This window comes from Mesorhizobium sp. P2_B11, assembly GCF_056404855.1.
In genome coordinates this window covers 386101-404486 of the sequence record NZ_JBFUDF010000004.1, presented here as the reverse complement: position 1 = coordinate 404486, position 18386 = coordinate 386101, and the positions used below count along the sequence as shown (strand labels likewise).

At 64.8% G+C, this 18386-nt stretch carries 17 protein-coding genes; 9 read left to right on the top strand and 8 right to left on the bottom strand.

Annotation, left to right across the window (positions count from 1 at the left end):
- Nucleotides 1-92: 92 nt before the first annotated feature.
- From AC1DYJ_RS15570 to AC1DYJ_RS15560, 3 genes are read left to right on the top strand one after another with little or no spacing between them, the layout of a single operon-like run.
- Entirely contained in the window at nucleotides 93-1076 is a 984-nt protein-coding gene (locus AC1DYJ_RS15570; RefSeq protein ID WP_477289004.1) for an ABC transporter permease, read from the top strand.
- Between the two features lie 5 nt (nucleotides 1077-1081).
- Nucleotides 1082-2584 carry a sugar ABC transporter ATP-binding protein gene (locus tag AC1DYJ_RS15565; RefSeq protein WP_477289103.1) on the top strand — a complete coding sequence of 501 codons (1503 nt, stop codon included), beginning with the start codon at nucleotides 1082-1084 and terminating at the stop codon, nucleotides 2582-2584.
- 4 nt (nucleotides 2585-2588) lie between these two features.
- Nucleotides 2589-3557, top strand: a complete 969-nt coding sequence (locus tag AC1DYJ_RS15560; RefSeq protein WP_477289002.1) for an ABC transporter permease — start codon at nucleotides 2589-2591, stop codon at nucleotides 3555-3557.
- Nucleotides 3558-3628: 71 nt separating this feature from the next.
- Here the strand turns inward: AC1DYJ_RS15560 and gloA are convergent, their stop codons facing one another.
- Complete coding sequence (gene gloA / locus AC1DYJ_RS15555; protein WP_477289000.1) at nucleotides 3629-4042, bottom strand: lactoylglutathione lyase; 414 nt, start codon at nucleotides 4040-4042, stop codon at nucleotides 3629-3631.
- Nucleotides 4043-4194: 152 nt separating this feature from the next.
- Here gloA and AC1DYJ_RS15550 point away from each other — a divergent pair, with 152 nt between their 5' ends.
- Both AC1DYJ_RS15550 and AC1DYJ_RS15545 read left to right on the top strand, forming a co-directional pair.
- A complete protein-coding gene (locus AC1DYJ_RS15550) occupies nucleotides 4195-5637 on the top strand; it encodes an FAD-binding oxidoreductase (RefSeq protein WP_477288999.1) in 1443 nt (480 codons plus the stop codon).
- A 3-nt stretch (nucleotides 5638-5640) separates the two neighbouring features.
- Nucleotides 5641-6438 carry a FadR/GntR family transcriptional regulator gene (locus AC1DYJ_RS15545; protein ID WP_477288997.1) on the top strand — a complete coding sequence of 266 codons (798 nt, stop codon included), beginning with the start codon at nucleotides 5641-5643 and terminating at the stop codon, nucleotides 6436-6438.
- Between the two features lie 235 nt (nucleotides 6439-6673).
- Here the strand turns inward: AC1DYJ_RS15545 and AC1DYJ_RS15540 are convergent, their stop codons facing one another.
- On the bottom strand, nucleotides 6674-7567 hold the full coding sequence (locus AC1DYJ_RS15540) for an AraC family transcriptional regulator (protein WP_477288995.1): 894 nt from the start codon (nucleotides 7565-7567) through the stop codon (nucleotides 6674-6676).
- A gap of 303 nt (nucleotides 7568-7870) precedes the next feature.
- Between AC1DYJ_RS15540 and AC1DYJ_RS15535 the strand changes: the two genes are divergently transcribed.
- On the top strand, nucleotides 7871-9001 hold the full coding sequence (locus tag AC1DYJ_RS15535) for an IS481 family transposase (protein ID WP_477426144.1): 1131 nt from the start codon (nucleotides 7871-7873) through the stop codon (nucleotides 8999-9001).
- A 229-nt stretch (nucleotides 9002-9230) separates the two neighbouring features.
- Here the strand turns inward: AC1DYJ_RS15535 and AC1DYJ_RS15530 are convergent, their stop codons facing one another.
- Nucleotides 9231-10154, bottom strand: coding sequence for an NAD(P)-dependent oxidoreductase (locus AC1DYJ_RS15530; protein WP_477285942.1), 924 nt, complete (start codon nucleotides 10152-10154; stop codon nucleotides 9231-9233).
- 105 nt (nucleotides 10155-10259) lie between these two features.
- Here AC1DYJ_RS15530 and AC1DYJ_RS15525 point away from each other — a divergent pair, with 105 nt between their 5' ends.
- On the top strand, nucleotides 10260-11000 hold the full coding sequence (locus tag AC1DYJ_RS15525) for a FadR/GntR family transcriptional regulator (RefSeq protein ID WP_477285944.1): 741 nt from the start codon (nucleotides 10260-10262) through the stop codon (nucleotides 10998-11000).
- Between the two features lie 26 nt (nucleotides 11001-11026).
- Here AC1DYJ_RS15525 and AC1DYJ_RS15520 read toward each other — a convergent pair whose 3' ends face one another.
- From AC1DYJ_RS15520 to AC1DYJ_RS15500, 5 genes are all read right to left on the bottom strand, one after another.
- On the bottom strand, nucleotides 11027-11749 hold the full coding sequence (locus AC1DYJ_RS15520; RefSeq protein WP_477285946.1) for an ABC transporter ATP-binding protein: 723 nt from the start codon (nucleotides 11747-11749) through the stop codon (nucleotides 11027-11029).
- Entirely contained in the window at nucleotides 11746-12468 is a 723-nt protein-coding gene (locus tag AC1DYJ_RS15515; RefSeq protein WP_477285948.1) for an ABC transporter ATP-binding protein, read from the bottom strand. The genes AC1DYJ_RS15520 and AC1DYJ_RS15515 overlap by 4 nt, the downstream gene beginning before the upstream one ends.
- Nucleotides 12465-13475 carry a branched-chain amino acid ABC transporter permease gene (locus AC1DYJ_RS15510; protein WP_477285950.1) on the bottom strand — a complete coding sequence of 337 codons (1011 nt, stop codon included), beginning with the start codon at nucleotides 13473-13475 and terminating at the stop codon, nucleotides 12465-12467. The genes AC1DYJ_RS15515 and AC1DYJ_RS15510 overlap by 4 nt, the downstream gene beginning before the upstream one ends.
- Nucleotides 13472-14344, bottom strand: a complete 873-nt coding sequence (locus AC1DYJ_RS15505) for a branched-chain amino acid ABC transporter permease (protein WP_477285951.1) — start codon at nucleotides 14342-14344, stop codon at nucleotides 13472-13474. The genes AC1DYJ_RS15510 and AC1DYJ_RS15505 overlap by 4 nt, the downstream gene beginning before the upstream one ends.
- 76 nt (nucleotides 14345-14420) lie before the next feature.
- A complete protein-coding gene (locus AC1DYJ_RS15500) occupies nucleotides 14421-15635 on the bottom strand; it encodes an ABC transporter substrate-binding protein (protein WP_477285953.1) in 1215 nt (404 codons plus the stop codon).
- Nucleotides 15636-15811: 176 nt separating this feature from the next.
- Here AC1DYJ_RS15500 and AC1DYJ_RS15495 point away from each other — a divergent pair, with 176 nt between their 5' ends.
- Together AC1DYJ_RS15495 and AC1DYJ_RS15490 are read left to right on the top strand one after the other, a co-directional pair.
- Nucleotides 15812-16798: an aldo/keto reductase gene (locus AC1DYJ_RS15495; RefSeq protein ID WP_477285955.1), complete on the top strand. Its 987-nt coding sequence runs from the start codon at nucleotides 15812-15814 to the stop codon at nucleotides 16796-16798.
- A 429-nt stretch (nucleotides 16799-17227) separates the two neighbouring features.
- The gene (locus tag AC1DYJ_RS15490) at nucleotides 17228-18373 is read left to right on the top strand and encodes an extracellular catalytic domain type 1 short-chain-length polyhydroxyalkanoate depolymerase (protein ID WP_477285957.1); all 1146 of its coding nucleotides are present in this window, start codon (nucleotides 17228-17230) and stop codon (nucleotides 18371-18373) included.
- Nucleotides 18374-18386: the final 13 nt, after the last annotated feature.

The following is an 18386-nucleotide window of genomic DNA, read 5'->3' as shown; positions in this document are numbered from 1 at the left end:
GCGACGGCTGTCACCAGCAGACGGGAAGCGGTTTCTTGACAATCCATACAGAACCCCTGAAGTCCGTTTCGGACATCGAGCGGACGACCTCCATGAGTTTGATCCCCGGCCGCATCGCCACACTGTTCGGCGGCAGGCGCTGGCGCAGCCTGGCGCCGCTGGCGGTGCTGATTGTGCTGTGCGTCCTGATCGCGATTGCCAATCCCAATTTCATCGAGGTCCGCAATCTGGTGCGCCTCGCCAACTCCGCCGCCGTGCCGCTGACGCTGGCGATGGGGCTGACCTTCATCATCCTGATGGGCAGCATCGACCTCTCGGTCGAAGGCACGCTGTCGGTATCGGCCATGGTGGTCGTGCTGCTCGCGGCCAATGACGGCAATGGCAATGACTATGGCTGGTGGGCGGTGCTCGCGGCAATCGTTGCCGGTACCGCCATGGGATTGGTCAGCGGTCTCGTCCAGACCATGCTGCGCATCCCGTCCTTCATGGCGACGCTCGGCATGTGGTTCATCGGCCTTGGCCTGTCGGTCTATATGCTGGGCGGCTCGGCCATCAAGCTCAACGATGCCTCGATCCGCGACCTGGCACTGCACCGATTCCTCGGCCTGCCGGTGGCGGTGTGGGTTGCTTTCGGAGCTTTCCTGCTTGCCGCCGTCATCCAGTACCACACCAAGCTTGGCCGCCATATTCTGGCGATCGGCGGTGACGAGGATGTCGCCAAGCTCTCCGGCGTCAACGTGGTGCGCGTGCGCGTCACCGCCTTTGCGCTGGCCGGTTTCTTCTTCGGTATAGCTGGCGTGCTGGCGGCAGCGCAGCTCGGCCAGTCGCATGCCGTCATCGGCGACGGCAGGCTGTTTGCCGCGGTCACCGCCGTTGTCGTCGGCGGCACCGCGCTGACCGGCGGCGAGGGCGGCGTCGTCAACACGCTGATCGGCGTCTTGATCGTCACCGTGCTGGCCAACGGCATGATCCTGCTCGGCATCTCGCCCTACATCCAGCAGACGGTGCAGGGCCTGATGATCATTGCCGCCGTGGCGCTGTCGCTCGACCGCGTCCGCCTGAAGATCGTGAAGTGAGCGCCATGCTGCAGGCGTCGAACATCATCAAGAATTTTCCTGGCGTCCATGCCTTGCGTGACGTCTCCATCGAGGTACGGCCCAACGAAGTGGTCGGGCTGATCGGCGAGAATGGTGCGGGCAAATCAACACTGATGCGGGTGCTGGCCGGCGGCTACCGGCCGGATAGCGGCAGCCTCACTCTGGACGGCGAGCAACTGCGCATGCGCAATGCCCGCGACGCCGCCAGGCACGGCATCGGCATGGTGTTCCAGGAACAGTCGCTGGTGCTCAATCTGACGGTCGCCGAAAACATCTATCTCGGCGAGGAAGACCGCTTCACCCGTTTCGGCCTTGTCAACTGGCGCGCGATGAACGCGGCGGCGCGCCGGCAGCTGGCCAAGATCGGCATCGACATCGACGTCACCGCGCGCACCTCCGAACTCACCTTCGCCGCGCGCCAGATGGTCGAGCTGGCCAAGGCGCTGACCCTGGAAGAAGTCGTCGAACGGCAATTGCTCATCCTGTTGGACGAGCCGACGTCGGTGCTCAACGCCGCCGACATCGAGGTGCTGTTCGCGCGCGTGCGCTCGCTCAAATCCCGCGCCAGCTTCGTCTTCGTCTCGCACCGCCTCGACGAGGTGCTCAATATCTCCGACCGCGTCTACACGATGAAGGACGGCGCGGTCGTCGCCGAGCACCGCGCGGCGGAAGTGACAGCGCCGGAGCTGCACGAGATCATGGTCGGGCGCGGCCTGCAGGCGGAATATTATCGCGAGGCGCGCCAGCTGGTGCCGCGCGACACCGTCATGGTCGAGGCCAAGGGCCTTGGCGCCAACGGCTTCTATCACGGCGTCGATCTGAAGATCCGGGCGGGTGAGATCGTCGGCATTGCCGGCGTCGTTGGCTCCGGCCGCGAGGAGGTGACGCGCACCATTGGCGGCTTCGTGCAGCATGATGCCGGCGAGATGAAAATCGCCGGCGATACGGTGCGCTTCGGCTCGCCGGAGCCGGCGGTGCGCAAGGGCATCGGTTATGTGCCGCGCGAGCGCCGGCTCGAGGGACTGGTGATGTTCCTGTCGATCGCGGAAAACATTTCGCTGGCCGATCTCTCCAGCGTCATGCGCCATGGCGCCATCGACTATGGCAAGGAGCGGCGGCTTGCCGCCGACTGGATCAAGCGGCTCAGCATCAAGGCGCCCGGGCCGGATGCTGCCTGCCGCAAGCTCAGCGGCGGCAACCAGCAGAAGGTGGTGCTGGCGCGCTGGATGACGGCGGGCTCGCGCATCCTGGTGCTCGACCATCCCACACGCGGCCTTGATGTCGGCGCCAAGGAAGAGGTCTACGAGCTGGTGCGCGATCTCTCGGCGCAAGGTGTCGCGATCCTGCTGATCTCTGACACGCTGGAGGAAACGATAGGCCTGTCGCACCAGGTGCTGGTGATGCGCGACGGCGAGATCACCGCGCGTTTCGATGCCAGCCCAGGGAACAAGCCGAATCAAGTCGATCTACTACGAGCGATGGTGTGAGCCGATGAATGAACCGTTCTCCATCAAGCGGGTGTTCGAAGGCAAGTGGACGCAGGGCGCCATTCCGTTGGTCCTGCTGGTCGGCCTGCTGCTGATCATCGAGATCGCGGCGCCCGGCTTCCTCACCGGCGAGACCGTGGCGCTTTTGTTTGCCAACACCGCCGTGCTGTTCATCCTGGCGACCGGCGTCACCTTCGCCATCCTGCTCGGCGGCATCGACCTGTCGATCCAGGCGGTGGCGTCGCTGGCCAGTGTCATCCTAGCGCAGTTGCTGCCGTCGCTCGGCCTTGCCGCTTTCCCGGTCGCGATCCTCTCCGGCCTTGCCTTCGGCATCCTGAGCGGCGTCGTCCATGTCAAGCTGCGCGTGCCGTCCTTCGTCGCGACGCTCGCCACCGGCGGTGTGGTCACCGGTCTCGCGCTCTGGGTCTCCAATGGCCGCGCCATCACCATCGAGGAGGGCGGGCGCGAAAACACCGCCTGGATCAACGCCACCGTCGTTGGCATTCCGGTGGTGGTGCTGATTTCTGCGGTCATCGGCATCGCCGCCTTCCTGGCGCTGCGCTACACGCGCTTCGGCCGCCAGGCGATTGCGGTCGGCGCCGGCGAGCCGGCGGCCTGGGCGGCGGGCATCAATGTCGACCGCACCAAGATCATCGCCTTCGCGGCGTCCGGCATGCTGGCGGCCATCGCCGGCGTCGTGCTAGCGGCGCGTCTTTCGAGCGGTTCGCCGGTTCTGGCCAATCAGCTGCTGCTGCCTGCCATCGCCGCTGTCATCGTCGGCGGCACCGCGATCACCGGCGGGCTCGGCGGCGTTGCCCGCACAGCGGTCGGCGCACTGATCATCTCGATCGTGCGCATCGGCATGACCTTTGTAGGCGTCAATATCTTCCTGGAAAACATGGTGTTCGGCGCGGTGCTGATTGCCGCCGTCGCCATCACCATCGACCGCAGCAAGATCGCGGTCATCAAGTGATCCCGCCTCCCAAGCAAGCGCGGGCAGGAAGGGACCGCATCGGCGAGAGGCCGATGCGGTCCGACCTAAAGTTACTGCATCGTGTCGAGGCCGATCAGCTCGATCTTGTAGCCGTCCGGGTCTTCGACGAAAGCGATGTGGGTGGTGCCGTGCTGCATCGGGCCTGGCTTGCGCGGGATCTTGGCGCCACGCTTTTCCAGTTCCGCGCAGACGGCGTAGATGGCGTTGACGCCGAGTGCCAGATGGCCGAAGCCGGTGCCGATCTCATAAGGTTCCTCGCGGCCCCAGTTCAGCGTCAGCTCGACGACGGCTTCCTTGTCCTCGGGGCCGTAGCCGACAAAGGCGTTGGTGAACTTGCCGCCGGGATAGTCGTCGCGGCGCAGCAAGGTCATGCCAAGCACTTCGGTGTAGAAGGCGATCGACTTGTCGAGGTCGAGCACCCTGATCATGGTGTGCATATAGCGAAAGCCCGGGGCGTCGCTCATTGGGTAAGTCCTCCGAATGGGATTTGCAGTTCTGACCATCCACATCAAACGGTTGGCGGGGATATGGCTACGCTTGATGTTCTCAATCAGGGTTGTATGATAACACGACAACAGCCGTGCTTGTCCAGTCCCCTGGGGTGCAGAGTCCATTCATGAATGCCGTGCCGCCCACCTCCGCATCGCAGATCGCAGCCCTGGCCGGCCTGCTGCCGGATGGCGGGCTGCTGACCGAGGCAGCGGATCTGGCGCGTTACAGCCGCGACTGGTCGGGCGATCACTACGGCCGCCCGCTGGCGGTGGCGCGGCCATCCTCGGTGGAAGAGGTGTCGGCGGTGATGCGCTTCTGCCATGCCGAGCGCATTCCGGTGGTGCCGCAAGGCGGTCTGACCGGGCTGGTCGGGGCAGCCGTGGCCGCCGATGGCGGCGAGATCGTCATTTCGCTCGAACGCATGAACAGGATCCGCTCGATCAGCCCGATCGACTTCGCCATGGTGGTCGAGGCCGGCTGCATCCTGGAAGACGCCAAGCGCGCCGCGGAAGCGAGTGATTGCCTGCTGCCGATCACGTTCGGTGCGCAAGGCAGCTGCCGCATCGGCGGCAATGTCGCCACCAATGCCGGCGGCTTCAATGTGCTGCGCTACGGCATGACCCGCGACCTGGTGCTCGGCCTCGAAGTGGTGCTGGCCGACGGCCGGATCTGGAACGGGCTGAAAGTGCTGCGCAAGGACAATCGCGGCTATGATTTGAAGCAGATCTTCATCGGCTCGGAAGGCACGCTCGGCATCGTCACCGCCGCGGCGCTGAAACTCTTCCCCAAGCCGACGCAAATCGAAACCGCACTGGTCGGCCTGCGCTCGGTCGAGGATGCGATGGCGCTCTATGCCCGCGCCCGACGCGACTGCAGCGACCTGCTCACCGCCTTCGAGCTGATCCTGCGCGTCGGCATCGAGATCACCATGCGCGAAGGCCAGGGTTTTGCCGAACCGCTCGGCAAGCCCTATCCGGCCTATGTGCTGATCGAAGTGTCTTCCGGCGGGCTGATCGACCTCAACAGCATGCTTCTCGGTTTCCTCGGCAGCGTCGAGGATATTGTCGAGGACGGCATCATTGCCTCGACCAGGGCTCAAGGTGAGCGGCTGTGGCTCTACCGCGAGATCATGGTCGAGCGGCAGGGCAGGGGCGGGCGCTATCTGCGCACCGACGTGTCGGTGCCGATCTCCAGGCTTGCCGATTTTGTCACCGATGCGCTGGCGGCGCTGGACAAGGCCCGGCCCGATGCGCTGGCCGTCACCTACGGCCATGTCGGCGACGGCAACATCCATCTCAACGTCGTGCCGCCGGAAGGCATGGGCACTGAGGCCATCGAGCATCTGTTCGAGGAGGCGGAAGCCGAGATTTTTTCTGTCGTCGACCGCTATGGCGGCTCGATCAGCGCCGAGCACGGCATCGGCCGGGTCAAGCAGAAGGCGTTCCTCGACCGCATCGATCCGGTAACGCTCGATTTGGCCGCCGGCATCAAGGACGCGTTCGACCCACGCCATATCCTGAGCAACGGCCGCATTCTGGCGCCGGCCGCCGCTGTCGACTATAGGTGAGCGATGACGCTGAAACTCGACAAGGTCAATCGCGGTCCACACCTCTCCACTCTGGTGGCGAGTTCCATCTCGCGCGAGATCGCGCAAGGGCGGCTGAAGCCGGGTGACCAGTTGCCGACCGAGGCGGCGCTGGCGACCACATTCGGCGTCAGCCGCAACGTGGTGCGCGAGGCGATCGCCAGGCTTCGTTCCGAAGGCCGCATCTGGTCGCAGCAGGGCCGTGGCGCCTTCGTTGCGGAAACCAACAACCCGACGGTGCTGACCATCGACCACGAGACGCTGCAGCGCGCCGATTCCTTCCGCAACCTGTTCGAGCTGCGCGGCATCCTCGAAGTGCAGGCGGCGGCGCTCGCCGCCAAACGCCGCAGCGACGCCGATCTGAAAGCCATGGGCGATGCGCTGTCCGGCATGCGCGCCGCACCCTATGGCAGCGTCGCCTGGCTGCGCAGCGACCTCGAATTCCACCGCACCGTCGCCGAGGCGACGCGCAACGCCTATATGGGCCAGTTCCTGGTCTTCGTGTCCGAGCGCGTGCGCGAAAGCATTCTGGCCGCCGGCAACCAGCAGAAATCCGACGACATGGCCAGCATCACGCTTGGCGAGCACGAGCGCATTTTTGCCGCGATCCGCCACCGCGATGTCGAAGGGGCGCAAGCCGCGATGCGCGACCATCTGGCCGGTGCTGCACTACGGGTGGGGCTGCATGATGGGGAGGCCGCGGAGGTGCCAGCGAAAGAGGTGGCGTCGCCGGTGCGGCATTCGCGGTTGCGGAAGGCTGTAAGGGGTAGGGCTGGGGGTTAGAGTTCCAGCCCCCGCCGGATGGCGCTCTACGAATACCCCCACCCCTAACCCCTCCCCACAAGGGGGAGGGGGACTCGGTAGGTGCTGATCCCTGCAATCTACCGACGTTTCGATGCCAAAGGGATGGCGCGCGGCAGCGTTCCCTCCCCCTTGTGGGGAGGGTTAGGGTGGGGGTCCTCTTCGTAAAACCTCATATGCGATCGCGCTGCCATCAAAAGAGACAGGCCCCGCCGCGCTACTTCAGCGGCAAAAACAATTCCAGCACCACTTCCTGCACCCGCGCCTCCGGCAGGAAGGACAGCCGTCGCTGGCAATAGACCGGAAAGTCGCGCGCCTCCTCGCCGCTGGCCGGAAGCCATTCACGGTAGAGGTATAGGGCTGCCGGCTCGAGATTGTTGGTGTTGCCGGGGTAGCGCAGCACCGCGCAGCGTCCACCGGGGATCACGCCGGGCTTCATCTGTGCGTCCTCGATCGGCCCACCCTCTACCGGCATCTCGGTCGCGGAACAAATGTCCATGCTGTAGTCGGCCGGATTCGCCGGCTCCCGTTCGGAGCGGAAGACGTTGAAGGTCGGGCTTGTCTCAGGCGACAGGCCGGCGGCCTTGCGCCAGGCAATGAAGCGCTGGATGGTGTCAGGAAGCGTCGCCCGGTCGCCGCGATGCTCCATGATCGCCACCGGCGTCGGTGGCACCTCGCGGATCGTGACGTCGTCGGGTTCGAAGATGATCTGCATGAGCGTGGTCCTTGCTTTTTCGAGCGGCCCGAAGGCCATGAGCCACGACCCCCAGTTGGGGGATTTCCGGAACGACGACGGCGATTGTCCGAACCGTTGCCGAAAGGCGCGGGCGAAGGCATCCGGTGCGTCGTAGCCGGCGTCCATCGCAATGTCGGTGACGCTGTGGGCGTCGCTTTCGGCCAGCCTGTACGAAGCGCGCTTCATGCGGGCGAGCTGGACATAGCGATGCACGGACACGCCGAAGGTTGACGTGAACTGCCGGTGGAAATGGAATTTCGAGAACGCCGCGACGGCGCTCAGGGCGTCCAGATCCAGATCCTCGCCGAGATGCTGGTCGATATGGTCCAGCACCCGCTGCATCCGGGCCTGGTAGTTTTCAAGTGCCGTCTTCATTCCGTGTCTTTCGTGGCGGCACCAGATAGGCCTTTCCGGAAATGCCGCGCTCGACCGATCTTGCGGTTTGACATGGATGGGATGGTGTTTGCCAGCGGTAGGAGACGCAATTCATCTGCCGAGATTGATACGGCGCGGATGGGCGGTAGCTCAGTCCGGATATGCCGTGGGCGATGGCAAAAGGATTCTTGCGAAGAAGGACCCCCACCCTAACCCTCCCCACTGTTTGGACCGGGGACATCGCGAACAGGTGTGCGAGGACATCGCGAACAGTTTTGCGCTTTTTGCGCGAGGAGGTTCGGGATGCCATTCGAGGACAGAAGCGCGATGAGACAGAAGGAAGAGTTTGTTCGTCTGGCGSTGGCGCCGGGAGCGAATGTGAGTGCGTTGTGCCGGCGTTTTGGCATTGGCCGGACCTGTGGTCACAAGCTGCTTTCGCGCTATCGGGTCGATGGCGAGGCTGGCCTGGTCGAGCAGTCGCGGCGGCCGCGGTCGAGCCCGGCACGCAGTGCGCCGGAGGTGGAAGCGGCCACCCTTTCGTTGCGTGTGGCGCATCCTGCCTGGGGCGGACGCAAGATCGCGCGTGTGCTTSCCCGTGAGGGTATCGGCACGCCGGCAGCCTCCACGGTCACCGGCATCCTGCGCCGCAACGGCATCGCGCTGGGAGGGCTGGGCGGCGGGGCAAAACCGTTCATCCGCTTCGAGCATGCCGCTCCCAACGATCTGTGGCAGATGGATTTCAAGGGTCACGTCGCCTTGCGGGCCGGCCGATTGCATCCGCTCACCGTGCTCGATGATCATTCGCGCTTCTCGGTCGCGCTGTCGGCTTGCGCCGACCAGACCACCGAGACCGTAAAAGCCCGGCTGATCACCGCCTTCCGCCGCTATGGCCTGCCGTGGCGTATCGCCACCGACAATGGCCCGCCCTGGGGCGATGGCGGCCGCAACGACTTCACGCTGCTCACGGTCTGGCTGATCGAAACCGGCATCCTGGTCAGCCACTCCAGGCCCTGTCATCCCCAGACCCTCGGCAAGGACGAGCGCTTCCATCGTTCGCTCAAGGCCGAGACCCTGCAGGGACCACCCTTCGAAGATCTCGCCGAGGCCCAGGACGCATTCGACCAGTGGCGCCACGTCTACAACGCCCAGCGTCCCCACGATGCGCTTACCGGCGGCGTGCCGCTCGATCGCTATCAGGTCTCGCCGCGTCAGTATCGCGAAACGGTCGAGCCGTTCGAATACGCCAAGGACGATCTCATCYGCCGTGTCGAGCAGCAAGGCTTCGTCTCGATCCTCGGTCGCAAAACCCACGTGTGCAAAGCCTTCGCGGGAAAGTCCGTCGCCTTCAGGCCTACCGCCACAGACGGCGTCTTCGACGCATGGTTCAGACATCAGAAAATAGAAACAATCGACCTCAACACTCTGGCTCGATAGCATGCAAAACTGTTCGCGATGTCCTCGCACACCTGTTCGCGATGTCCCCGGTCCAAACACCCACAAGGGGGAGGGGACGCTGCCGCGCACTATCCCTTACTCGTCGTCGAAACGTAGGCAGTTAGGCGAGGTCAGCGCCTACGCCAGTCTCCCTCCCCCTTGTGGGGAGGGGTTAGGGGTGGGGGTACGTGCCGGGCAAACGTCTCAGAAATTGTCCGACTGCTTTGGGTTACTCCGCCGCCGCCACCAGCGACACCCCGTTCAACCCCGCCACAATATCCGACAGCGCCGGCACGAATTTCTCGCCATGACCCGTCGTGACCGCCGTCGCAAATCCATTGCGCACCGCCGCGCCGATGGGGTTGGCGATGCCGGCGGCCTGGGCGAAGGAGGCGAGGTAGGTCATGTCTTTCAGCGCATTGGCGATGGCGAAGCGCTGGGCGTTTTCGTTGCGGTTGAGGACGAAATCGAAGAAGGCCTGGTAGAAGCCGCAATCCATGCGGCTGCCTGAAATGACGCTGTTGAAGACCTGCGGCGTCAGCCCCGCCTTGGCGCCGAGGCTGAGCGCTTCCGAGTAGATGGCGGAATAGCCCATCGAGACGAAATTGTTGAGCAGCTTCATGGTGTGGCCGCTGCCGGTCGGGCCGGTGTGGACGACGCGCGCGGCAAAGGCTTCGAGCACCGGCCGGGCGCGGGCGACGATCTCGGCCGGGCCGCCGACCATGACGTCGAGCTTGCCTTCGGCAGCTTCCTTGGGCGTGCGCGCCAGCGGCGCGTCGATCAGCACTATGCCTTGCTGGGCGAGGTCGGCGGCAAGCGCTGTCGTCGAGGAGGGGTTGGAGGTCGAACAGTCGATGATCAGCAGCGGCTTCCCCGCGGCGGCATGTCCGTCCGCGGCTGCAGCCAGCCCGTCCGCGCCCTTGACCAGCGCTTCGACCTCGCGCGAGCCGGTGACGCAGAGAATGACGATGTCGCAGGCGGCGGCGAGCGCGCCTGGGGTTGCGGCTTCCGTGGCGCCGGCAGCGATCAGCCGATCGGCTGCAGTGCGGCTGCGGTGCACATGCACCGTCAGCGGCCAGCCTTTGCTGAGCAGATTGTCGGCCATGCCGGCGCCCATGCTGCCCAGGCCGATGAAGCCGATGCGTTCTTTCATGCAATCCTCCTTGTGGCCCGCGCCGGCGAGCTAACCATTGGTCACCTTGCGGTGCGCATCCGTCGATGCAATCCTTTGAACAAGAATCGAACCGGAGTGCCCTCGATGGCGGACCCCATGACTTTCGATGCCATACCGCAGGCGCCCAATCTGCGGACCGGGCTCGTCAACACGCTGATCGCGCAGATCGAATCCGGCGACCTGGCGCCGGGCCAGCGGTTGCCAACCGAACAGGAGATCGTCGCCGCGACGGGCGTCAGCCGCACCGTGGTGCGCGAGGCGCTTGCGGCGCTGCGTGCCCGCGGGCTGATCACCACGCGCCAGGGGCTCGGCGCGTTCGTCGCCAAGGATCCGCTGCCGAAGACCTTTTCCGTCCTGCCCGACGATCTCGAATCGATCGACGAGGTGCTGCGTGTGCTGGAGCTGCGCATGGGCATCGAGGTGGAAGCGACCGGCCTTGCCGCCGAGCGGCGGACCGATGCGGCGCTCTCGCAAATGAGTGCGAAGCTCGACGCGCTGGAGGCGGCGGTGCGCGCCGGCGGCTCCGGCTCGGAAGAGGACTTTGGTTTCCACCGCGCCATTCTCGCGGCGACGCAGAATGCGAATTTCACCCGGCTGTTCGACACGTTCGGCAGCGCCATGATCCCGCGCCAGTGGACGCGGCTCGACCGGATGACCGAGGCCGAGCGGGAAAAATATCTCGACCGCATGCAGCGAGAACATCGCGCCATTCTCGGGGCCATCGAGGCGAGGGACGTCAATGCGGCGCGGCGCGCCATGCGCAGCCATTTGACCAAGAGCTATGCCCGCTTCGAGGATTTGCGCGACAAGGCTGTTCACGAATAAGGGGCTGCTCACGACTAACGGCTTGCTCATCCGGCGACTCCGCCGAGATAGAGTTCGCGCATCAGCGACATGTCGCGCAGTTCAGCAATCGGACCTGAGACGACGATCCTGCCGTTCTGCATGAGATAGCCGCGCGACGCCACGGCGAGCGCCAGGCCGGCATTCTGCTCGACCAGCAGCACAGAGGCGCCGAAGCGTTCGCCAATGCCCAGAATGATCGCCTTGATCTCCTTGACCAGCAGCGGCGACAGGCCGAGCGACGGCTCGTCCAGCAACAGCACGCGCGGCCGCGTCATCAGCCCGCGCGCAATGGCCAGCATCTGCTGTTGGCCGCCGCTCAGCGAGCCGCCCCGGTCGCGGCGCTTGGTGGCGAGGATCGGGAAGAAGGATAACATGGTTTCGAAATCGGCCTCGACGGCGGCCTCGTCGCGGCGGGCATAGGCGCCGAGGCGCAGGTTTTCCTCCACCGTCATGTCGACGAAGATTTTTCGCCCTTCCGGCACCAGCACGACGCCACGCCTGGCCATGACATCGGCGGCAAGCCCGGTGACCTCGGCGCCGTCGAAGGCGATGCTGCCGGCGCGTGGTTTGATCAGGCCGGCGATGGCCTTGAGCAGCGTCGACTTGCCGGCGCCATTGGGGCCGAGGATGGTGACGATCTCGCCTTCGGCCAAGGTCAGCGAGACGCCGCGATTGACGATGGTCGGGCCATAGCCGGTGATCACTTCGGAGACGGCCAGCAGGCTCATAGCTCGCCTCCGAGATAGACGTCGAGCACCTTGGGGTCGGCCAGCACGGCCTCGGTCGGGCCGTCGGCGATCTTGGAGCCGAAATCGAGCACGGCAAGGCGCCGGCACAGCATCTGCATCAGCTTCATGTCATGGTCGATGACACAGACGGTGATGCCGTGGCCGGGAAGCTGGCGCACGAGGCCGACAAGGGCCGAGGTTTCGCGGTCGTTGAGGCCGGCGGCGGGTTCGTCGAGCAGAAGCAGCGACGGGCGCGAGGCCAATGCCAATGCCAGCCCGAGCAGGCGCAAGCTGCCGAAGGGCAGCACGCCGGCTTTTTCCTGGGCCAGCGCGCTCAAGCCGACAAAGTCGAGCAGCGCCTGCGGCGTCGGCCACGGGCTGGCGCCGCTGGAAGCCCGCGCGTGCTCGCCGGCGATCTGGACATTTTCCAACACGCCGAGGCCGGCAAAGGCCATGGCCTGCTGAAACGTGTAGCCGATGCCGGTGCGCGATATGGCATGCGGGGCGAGGCCGGTGATGTCCTGGCCGCGAAACAGCACCGTGCCGCCGCTCGGTTTGTGGACGCCGGTGACGACGTTGAACAGGGTCGTCTTGCCGGAGCCGTTCGGGCCGACGACGCCGAGGATTTCGCCCTCCTCGATGGCAAGGTCGACGCCGGCCAGCGCGGTGACGCCGCCGAATTGTTTTGAGAGACCGCTGATGGCCAGGATCGGGCTCATTGGCGCGCCTCCGAAGGGGCGGTCTCGCGCTCCGCCGTCTCCGGCTTCGGCTTGTTCGCGAACAGGCCGCGCAGCACCCGCACGACGCCGCCAATGAGGCCGTCGGGCAGAAGCATGATCACCGCGATCAGGCAGACGCCATAGACGATGCGCGACTGCACCGGATCGAGGTTGAGAACCTCCGGCAGGAAGGCGACGAGGATGCCACCGGCGAGCGGTCCCTCGATAAGGCGGGCGCCGCCGATCATGACCATCAGCGCGAGGTAGATGCTGGGGAAAGAAGAAAATTGCGAGGGCGAGATGTGGCCGAGGAAATAGGCGAGCAGCACGCCGGAGATGCCGGCAAAGACGCCGCTGACGACGAAGGCGCCGATCTTGTGGCGGCCGACATTGATGCCGAGCGAGGCCGCGAGCTTTTCGTTCTCGCGGATGGCGCGCAATGTGCGGCCATAGGAGGAATGGATGATCGCCCAGCTTGCGACGGCCGCTGCTGTGACGAACGCGACCACCATCAAATAGTAGCGGGTAAGGTCAGTCATATCGGCGCCGAAGAGGGTGACGTGGTCGGTCAGGTCAAGCCCGGTCGCGGCACCGGTATAGTCGCCGCCATTGGTGAGCACGATGGCGAGCAGCTGGCCGAAGGCGAAGGTCATGATGACGAAGTGATGGCCGCCAACGCGCAGCGACGGGATGCCGACGATCATGGCGAAGACGGCGCTGGCGATCGCCGCCACGGGCAATGCTGCCCAAAAGCCGACGCCAAAATCCCGCGCCAGGATCGCCGCCGCATAGGCGCCGACGCCGACCAGGGCGGCATGACCCATCGACAAGATGCCGGTCTGGCCGAACAGCACCGACAGGCCGTAGAGTGCAATGACATTGATGCCGGCCGAGATCGCCAGCGACAGGAAGCGGTTCGACGGCGAGGCGAGCGGCACCAGCGCGATCAGCGCCAGGATGACCAGCACCGGAAGCAGCGAGCGCAACGCCTTCGGGGCGATGCTCATGATGCCATCCTCGGTCCGCTGGTGCCGCCGAACAGGCCATGCGGGCGCACGATCAGCACCAGGATCATCAAAGCGAAGGAGTAGGCGTCGGTCCATTGCGAGAAGCCGTAGCCGGCGCTGAAGCCTTCGACGACGCCGAGGATGAGGCCGGCGGCAACGGCGCCATAGATGTTGCCGAGGCCGCCGATCAGCGCGACGGCAAAGCCTTTCATCACCATGGTGCCGCCGGTGAAGGGGGTGATGGGGAACAGCGCGATCAGCAACGCGCCGCCGAGGCCGGCCAGAGCGCTGCCGAGCACGAAGACGCCGGTGATGTAGCGGCGCACCGGAATGCCCATCAAGGCGGCGGTGTCGCGGTCCTCGACGCTGGCCCGCAGCGCGCGGCCGTAGCGGCTGGCGGTGATCATGCGGAAGCTCAGCGCCACGACGGCGATGGTGATGAGGATGACCATGACGCGTACGGACGCGATGCGCACGCCGCCGACTTCCCAGACGGTGGTGAGCGGGCGCGGGATGCTCTTCTGGTTGGGGTTCCAGAACAGCACGACGACATGCTGCAGGACGACGATGAGGCCGAGTGAGACGATGAAGCCGTTGGTCGGCCGTTCCAGCGTGAAGCGGAACAGGCCGCGCTCCAGCACATAGCCCATCAGCCCGACCGCGAGGATTGCCAGCACCACCGCCAAGGGGAAGCCGAGGCCGGCGCTGACGGCAAGCCAGGTGACGATGCCGCCCACCATCAGGAACTCGCCATGGGCGAAATTGATGATGCCGGTCAGGCCGAAGATCAGCGTCACGCCAATGGCGATGAGCGTGATGACGCTGGCGATGGAAAGGCCGTTGAGGATTTGCTGGATGAAAATATCCACGGCAATCGAAACCTGTCTGCAGTTCAGAAAAAGAGAAGCTGGCGGCTGATAAGGCCGCCAGCCCGGGGATGATGCCTCAGCTCTTCGGCGCTTCGGCCGGCGGCTGCTGCATGGCGCAGGAGATGTTACCGCCCGGGGCTGCCGCGCAGACTTCCGTCGCGTGGGTGACCTGGTGCGTCGGGTTGAAGGTCAAATCATCCGAGACCACGCCCTGGTGGTGGAGGCTGAGCAGCGCCTCGACCGTCTTGTCCGGATCGAAGCTGTCGGCCTTCTGCCAGGCCTCGACCAGGAAGTGGACATAGTCGTGGTAGAGCAACGACACTGACGAGGTCACGCCATGCGGCGCGCCGGCGGCGAAATAGGCGTCGAAGTAGGTTTTCGCCTTCGGGTTGGAGGACTCGCCCCAGCACACGGGAACGCAGCTCATCGCCACCGGCACATCGGCCGAAAGCTGCTTTTCCTTCCAGATGCCGGGGTCGACGCCGAACAGGAAGTAGCTCTTGGCGGCGCCGAGTTCCAGCGCCTGCGGCAGCGCGGTCAGCGTTGAATCGCCATTGTACCAGAAGTGGATGATGTCAGGATTGAGGCTCTTCGCCCGCGTCAGGAAGGGCGAGAAGTCGGTGGTGTCAGGCGGGTAGAAGATAATGTCGGGGACGTCCTGGCCCTCGGCCTTCAGCGCCTTGAAATAGTAGGATGACAGGAACTGGCCGGTGGCGTCATTGCCGACGATCATCACCGATTTCTTCGGCTTGAAGCCGAGCAGCGGTTCGAGCAAAGAGAGCACGCCGCGCGCGGTCGAGCCGGAGCGCTGAAATTCCTGCGGTTCGGACTGGAAGAGATAGTGGTCCTCGCCGCCTGGCTTGACCGAGTCCGGCGTCAGGATTTTCGCCAGCGTCGAATTGCCGGCGAAATGGATGATCTTGGCCGGCTGGGTGATCTTGGCCATTGCCAGCGTAAAGTCATGCGTTTCGGATCCGAAGATCGCCTGCACCTTCATGTCGCGGACCAGCTCCTGGGTGGCAGCGATTGCCGTGGCGATATCGGTGCGGTCGTCGCGCTTGACCATTTCGAGCTTGTAGGTCTTGCCGCCGACCTTGAAGCCGCCGGCGTCGTTGATCTGCTTGACGGCAAGGCCGACGCCCGCCGGCAGCGTGTGGCCGGCTGAGACGAACGAGCCCGACTCGGCGGCGACGACGCCGATCTTGACGATGTTGTCTTCGGCGAGCGCCGGATGGGCGAACGCGCCAAGGCACAAGGCCGCCGAGGCGGCCAGTTTAAATACGGTTTTCAATTTGAGATCCTCCCGACTCCAAATCATTGCAGTCTTACCGGGTTGTCATACAACCCTGTTATCTGGTAAATCTTACGGAAGGGGATGTCAATCGCGTTGCCATGCGATATGAGGCTTCCCGAAATCAGAATCATGGAACCGGCATTGCCGGCGAAGCCGCAGTCAGGAACAGCGAGATGCATTCACGGAAATTTGGCCGGACCGGCCGCAATGTCAGCGAGATCGGCTTCGGCGCCTGGGCGATCGGCGCCGCCTGGGGCGAGGTCAATGACGACGATGCCATCGCCGCCTTGCACGCCGCGCTCGATGCCGGCGTCACCTTCCTCGACACCGCCGATGTCTATGGCGACGGCCGCTCGGAAAAGCTGATCGCACGGGTGATGAAGGAACGCGGCGGCGCGCGCCCGTTCATCGCCACCAAGGCCGGACGTCGTCTGCCGAAGCAGAGCGTCGAGGGCTACAGCCTCGAGAACCTGACCGGCTGGATCGACCGCAGCCTGAAATACCTCGAGACCGATACGCTCGACCTGGTGCAGCTGCATTGCCCGCCGACCGATCTCTACTATCACCCGGAAGTGTTCGAGCGTCTCGACAAGCTGACCCAGCAGGGCAAGATCCGCAATTACGGCGTCAGCGTCGAGCGCGTCGAAGAGGCGCTGAAGGCGATGCAATATCCCGGCGTCGTCTCAGTGCAGATCATCTTCAACGCCTTCCGCCAGCGCCCGGCCGAGCTGTTCTTCGATCAGGCAAAGAAGAACGATGTCGCCATCATCGCCCGCGTGCCGCTGGCCAGCGGCCTGCTGTCGGGAAAGTTCAAGGCGGACACCAAGTTCGAAAGCACCGACCATCGCCTGTTCAACCGCAATGGCGAAGCCTTCGATGTCGGCGAGACCTTTTCGGGCGTGCCCTATGAGGTCGGCCTGGCCGCGGTCGAGAAGGTCCGGCCGCTGGTGTCGGGCGACACGACGATGGCGAAATTCGCGCTGCGCTGGATCCTGATGTTCGATGCGGTGACGGTGGTCATCCCCGGCGCCCGCAACCCGGCGCAGGCGGTTTCCAATGCCGAAGCGGCCGAGCTTGCGCCGCTGTCGGATGCGCTGATGGCCAAGGTGAAGGCGATCTACGACCAGGACATCAAGCCCTACGTGCATCAGCGCTGGTAACACCCGCAACCAACCCTTCACACAAGGGGCAGGGTTATCGCATCAATCTCAGATGCTTGTGGGGCACGTACCCCCACCCTTAATCCCTCCCCACAAGGGGGAGGGAGACTCCCGCTGGCGCTGATCTCAATAACTCCCGAGGTTTCAGCGCTGATGGATAGGGCGCGGCAGCGTTCCCTCCCCCTTGTGGGGAGGGCTAGGGTGGGGGTCCCCTTCGTAAAAACTCATATGTGATAGCCCTCGACCTGCTGACCCCTGGCGCGGTCAGCCGGGCCCAAATGCGCTCGTCGGTTACAAGCTGCGCAGCGGATCGTATGACCTCGTCGGGGCCATTAATCCGCCGCGCAGCTTGTTATTGTGCAGTGCAGCAACGATATTGCTGCAAGTGCGTTGTGCACGACTGCCATTCCGGCGCGCAAGGATATCGATTTGCGAAATATATCCGATACGATCGCTCGCCTCAGCGCGATGCGTGGCCGACCCATTGGTGCAGGGCAACACAAGGACGACCACCTGTCCGAGATGACGGGGTTCGGATCCAACCCCGGTGCCCTGCGGGCGCGGCTTTATCTTCCGGAGACTCTGCCAAAACAGGCGCCGCTGGTGGTCGTGCTGCATGGCTGTACCCAGACTGCCGCCGGTTACGATCATGGCTCAGGCTGGAGCGTGCTCGCCGCCGAGCAGGGCTTTGCCGTGCTGTTTCCCGAGCAGCAGCGCGCCAACAACGCCAATCTGTGCTTCAACTGGTTTGTGCCGGGCGATATCAGCCGCGACAGCGGCGAGGCGGCGTCCATCCGCCAGATGATCGAGGCGGCTGTCGTCACGCATGGTCTCGACCGCAAGCGGATCTTCGTCACCGGCCTGTCCGCCGGCGGCGCCATGGCGGCGGTGATGCTGGCGGCCTATCCGGAGGTGTTTGCCGGTGGGGCGATCATTGCCGGACTTGCCTATGGCAGTGCCTCGACCATCCCCGAAGCTTTTGACCGCATGCGGGGCCATGGCGGCCCGTCCAGGACCGACCTGCAGCGTCTGTTGCGGCAGGCTTCGCCGCACAAGGGTCCATGGCCGCGGATTTCGATCTGGCAGGGCTTGGCCGACACCACCGTCGTGCCTTCCAATGCGGATGCGGTGCTGGCGCAATGGCAAGGCGTGCACGGCGTCAGTGAGAGGCCGACACGCACCGAAAAGGTCGACGGTCAGACGCGAAAAGTCTGGTCCGACAGCAATGGACGCGACGTCGTGGAGACATACACCGTTGCAGGCATGGGCCATGGCACGCCACTGAAGACGGGCGGCGACGATGGCCTCGGCAGAGCAGGGCCATTCATGCTGGATGTCGGGATTTCCTCGACGCGCCACATCGCCCGCTTCTGGGAGCTGACCAGGCCGGACGTTCAACATAAGGCAAAAACCGAGACCGCTTCAGGCGCCGCATTGCAGGCCTTTGCGCCGAAGGAAAAACCGCGCGCGGTCCGTGTCGATCCCACGCCGGAACCTGCCGAGGCGCGCGGAACAGCCGGCGGAATTACCAAGGTCATCGAGGATGCGCTGCGCGCAGCAGGGCTGATGCGCTAGCGTTGGCGGCAGG

Bases quoted from the DNA above. Each gene is read 5' to 3' on its own strand.
- AC1DYJ_RS15560 (WP_477289002.1), top strand. From the start codon at position 2,589: ATGAATGAACCGTTCTCCATCAAGCGGGTGTTCGAAGGCAAGTGGACG.
- AC1DYJ_RS15525 (WP_477285944.1), top strand. From the start codon at position 10,260: ATGGCGGACCCCATGACTTTCGATGCCATACCGCAGGCGCCCAATCTG.
- AC1DYJ_RS15565 (WP_477289103.1), top strand. From the start codon at position 1,082: ATGCTGCAGGCGTCGAACATCATCAAGAATTTTCCTGGCGTCCATGCC.
- AC1DYJ_RS15495 (WP_477285955.1), top strand. From the start codon at position 15,812: ATGCATTCACGGAAATTTGGCCGGACCGGCCGCAATGTCAGCGAGATC.
- AC1DYJ_RS15520 (WP_477285946.1), bottom strand. From the start codon at position 11,749: ATGAGCCTGCTGGCCGTCTCCGAAGTGATCACCGGCTATGGCCCGACC.
- AC1DYJ_RS15570 (WP_477289004.1), top strand. From the start codon at position 93: ATGAGTTTGATCCCCGGCCGCATCGCCACACTGTTCGGCGGCAGGCGC.
- AC1DYJ_RS15540 (WP_477288995.1), bottom strand. From the start codon at position 7,567: ATGAAGACGGCACTTGAAAACTACCAGGCCCGGATGCAGCGGGTGCTG.
- AC1DYJ_RS15530 (WP_477285942.1), bottom strand. From the start codon at position 10,154: ATGAAAGAACGCATCGGCTTCATCGGCCTGGGCAGCATGGGCGCCGGC.
- AC1DYJ_RS15545 (WP_477288997.1), top strand. From the start codon at position 5,641: ATGACGCTGAAACTCGACAAGGTCAATCGCGGTCCACACCTCTCCACT.
- AC1DYJ_RS15510 (WP_477285950.1), bottom strand. From the start codon at position 13,475: ATGAGCATCGCCCCGAAGGCGTTGCGCTCGCTGCTTCCGGTGCTGGTC.
- AC1DYJ_RS15550 (WP_477288999.1), top strand. From the start codon at position 4,195: ATGAATGCCGTGCCGCCCACCTCCGCATCGCAGATCGCAGCCCTGGCC.
- gloA (WP_477289000.1), bottom strand. From the start codon at position 4,042: ATGAGCGACGCCCCGGGCTTTCGCTATATGCACACCATGATCAGGGTG.
- AC1DYJ_RS15515 (WP_477285948.1), bottom strand. From the start codon at position 12,468: ATGAGCCCGATCCTGGCCATCAGCGGTCTCTCAAAACAATTCGGCGGC.